The sequence below is a fragment of the Mycobacterium sp. E1715 genome (assembly GCF_001667625.1).
Taxonomy (GTDB): domain Bacteria; phylum Actinomycetota; class Actinomycetes; order Mycobacteriales; family Mycobacteriaceae; genus Mycobacterium.
Window position 1 is genome coordinate 1 of record NZ_LZJJ01000381.1, and the last position, 2,460, is coordinate 2,460.

At 70.9% G+C, this 2,460-nt stretch carries 4 protein-coding genes and 1 pseudogene; 4 read left to right on the forward strand and 1 reads right to left on the reverse strand.

The features are described 5' to 3' along the window. Positions 1-326: dUTP diphosphatase (dut, locus tag A9X03_RS18900; protein ID WP_082969667.1), on the forward strand; the 326-nt coding region annotated here is incomplete at its 5' end. Continuing rightward, positions 326-1,075: a DUF3710 domain-containing protein gene (locus tag A9X03_RS18905; RefSeq protein ID WP_068262422.1), complete on the forward strand. Its 750-nt coding sequence runs from the start codon at positions 326-328 to the stop codon at positions 1,073-1,075. The genes dut and A9X03_RS18905, both read left to right, overlap by 1 nt. Positions 1,076-1,085: 10 nt before the next feature. Here the strand turns inward: A9X03_RS18905 and A9X03_RS18910 are convergent, their stop codons facing one another. Beyond that, complete coding sequence (locus tag A9X03_RS18910; protein WP_067780638.1) at positions 1,086-1,787, reverse strand: serine aminopeptidase domain-containing protein; 702 nt, start codon at positions 1,785-1,787, stop codon at positions 1,086-1,088. 136 nt (positions 1,788-1,923) lie between these two features. Here A9X03_RS18910 and A9X03_RS18915 point away from each other — a divergent pair, with 136 nt between their 5' ends. Further along, positions 1,924-2,292: an OB-fold nucleic acid binding domain-containing protein gene (locus A9X03_RS18915; RefSeq protein ID WP_055401629.1), complete on the forward strand. Its 369-nt coding sequence runs from the start codon at positions 1,924-1,926 to the stop codon at positions 2,290-2,292. Continuing rightward, positions 2,289-2,460: pseudogene (locus A9X03_RS30410) on the forward strand (DUF3159 domain-containing protein); the annotation flags it as partial. The gene A9X03_RS18915 and the pseudogene A9X03_RS30410, both read left to right, overlap by 4 nt.

Here is a 2,460-nt window from a genome sequence, read left to right on the forward strand (position 1 = left end):
CCGGCGTCGCGGTCGCGATTCCGTTCGGGATGGTCGGGTTGGTCCACCCGCGTTCGGGACTGGCGTCGCGCGTGGGACTTTCGATCGTCAACAGCCCCGGCACCATCGACGCGGGTTATCGCGGCGAGATCAAGGTCGCGCTGATCAACCTCGACCCGGCCGAGCCGATCGTGGTGCATCGGGGTGACCGCATCGCCCAGCTGCTGGTGCAGCGGGTCGAGTTGGTCGAGCTGGTCGAGGTGTCGTCGTTCGACGAGGCCGGGCTGGCCGAAACCTCCCGTGGCGACGGTGGCCACGGTTCCTCCGGCGGACATGCGAGTTTGTGATGGCACTTAAGAGACGTAACGACGACAGCGACGAGCCGGTGGACGCGGAAGCTGCCGCCGACCCGATCGACGACGAGTACGGCGAGGAACTCGAGGGCCCCTTCGACATCGACGACTTCGACGACCCCTCGGTCGCGGAATTGGCGCGCCTGGACCTGGGCTCGGTGCTCATTCCCATGCCGGAGGCGGGCCAGCTGCAGGTGGAGCTGACCGAGACCGGCGTTCCGAGCGCGGTGTGGGTCGTCACGCCCAACGGCCGCTTCACCATCGCGGCCTACGCGGCGCCGAAGACGGGCGGCCTCTGGCGCGAGGTGGCCGGCGAGCTCGCCGATTCGCTGCGCAAGGACTCGGCCAAAGTCAGCATCAAGGATGGCCCCTGGGGCCGCGAGGTGGTCGGCTCGGCTTCCGGGGCGGTGCGCTTCATCGGGGTCGACGGGTACCGGTGGATGATCCGCTGCGTCATCAACGGCCCGCACGAGACCATGGAGGCGCTCGAGCAGGAGGCGCGAGCGGCGTTGGCGGACACCGTCGTTCGCCGCGGTGACACGCCCCTTCCGGTGCGCACGCCGTTGACCGTGCAGCTGCCCGAGCCCATGGCGCAGCAGCTGCGGGAGGCCGCGGCCGCCCAGCAAGCCGAGGCGCAACAGGCCCAACAAGGCGAGGCGGAGTCGGGGTCTAACGAGCCCGCCGCGCGCCGCAGCGTCGAGGGCTCGGCCATGCAGCAGCTGCGCACCACCACCGGCGGCTGACCCGAACCCGTCAGCCCACGTCGGCGAGGGCGGCCAGGCACGCCGCGCCCAGCGCGGCGGGGTCCACGCCGATCTGGTCGAGCGTCACCGTTCGCAGCGCCGCGCGCGGCGCGGCATCGACCCACTCCACGCCGACGCCCAGCGGATGAATGGGATCGTCGACCGCGGCCGCCACGGCCAGGGGCACGGTCAGGCGGGCCAGCGCGGCGCGGGTCGGCGCCACATAGGCGGCCGCCTCGTCCATCGCGTCGGGCAATTGTGGCCACTGGGCCCGCCACGACCGGGCCAATTCGTCGGCCAGCCAGGGCGGGCTGGATGCCCTCATCAGACCGGTCGTCACCGCCAGCCCATCAGCGCGCAGCTGCGACGCCGTATACCGCGCCGCGAGCGCCGCGGGCGCGGCTTCCGGTGCGCCGGCCCACGCCGGCAGGGCGGCCAGGACGGCGACCACGTCGTCCGGGTGGGCCAGTGCCCAGGCGGCGGCCACCGCGGCGCCGATCGACACGCCGCCGACGGCGATCGGGCCGGTGCGCGCGGCGGCATCCAGGGCCGACACGTAGCCGTCGATCAATTGATCCGGCCGGGGCGGCGGGGCCACCAGCACCGCGCCGACGTCGCCCAGCGGGCCCGAAAACGCACGGTGAACGTAGTCGTCGTCGGACCCGGTGCCGGGCAACAACACCGTCGTGACACCCCGCAGATCGACAGCCACCCCCCGATAGTGCCTGGCGTCCAGTTGCGCTCCAACATCGGTGTTTGAGTCGGTTGGCGCGTGGGAACCAACAGGTCTACGGTGTCCGTTGGCATAAGTGAAGCGCCGAGGCTTAACAGCATTGTCAGGAGTGGCCATGGGGGCCCAAGGATATCTGCGCCGGCTCACCCGTCGTTTGACGGAGGCGCCGGAGCAACGCGACTCCGAGGAGTTGTCCGACGAGGTCGCGAGCACTGGCGCGCAACGGGTTATCGATTGCGAGCGTGGCCAAGAGGTCACGATGATCGGCACGCTGCGCAGCGTGGAATGTAACGGCAAGGCCTGTGCGGGCGGGGTCCGCGCCGAGCTGTTCGACGGCAGCGACACCGTCACTTTGGTCTGGTTGGGGCAGCGCCGGATCCCCGGCATCGACTCGGGCCGCAAGCTGCGGGTGCGGGGCCGGCTGGGCAAGCTGGAGAACGGCACCAAGGCCATCTACAACCCGCACTACGAAATTCAGCGGTGACCCGACCCGACGATCGGGGGCCGAGCTCGGGACCCGACGAGTCGGGCGGGGCTGAGCGCGCGACCGTCAACCGCATCACCGCCGAACGCCTGCTGCGGCAGGCCGGCGGGGTCAGCGGGGTCATCTATTCGTCGCTGCCCGTTGTGATCTTCGTCATTGCGTCGAGCG

What these genes read in the sequence shown, in the direction of transcription:
- A9X03_RS18905 (WP_068262422.1), top strand. Translation starts at nt 326, where the DNA reads ATGGCACTTAAGAGACGTAACGACGACAGCGACGAGCCGGTGGACGCG.
- A9X03_RS18915 (WP_055401629.1), top strand. Translation starts at nt 1,924, where the DNA reads ATGGGGGCCCAAGGATATCTGCGCCGGCTCACCCGTCGTTTGACGGAG.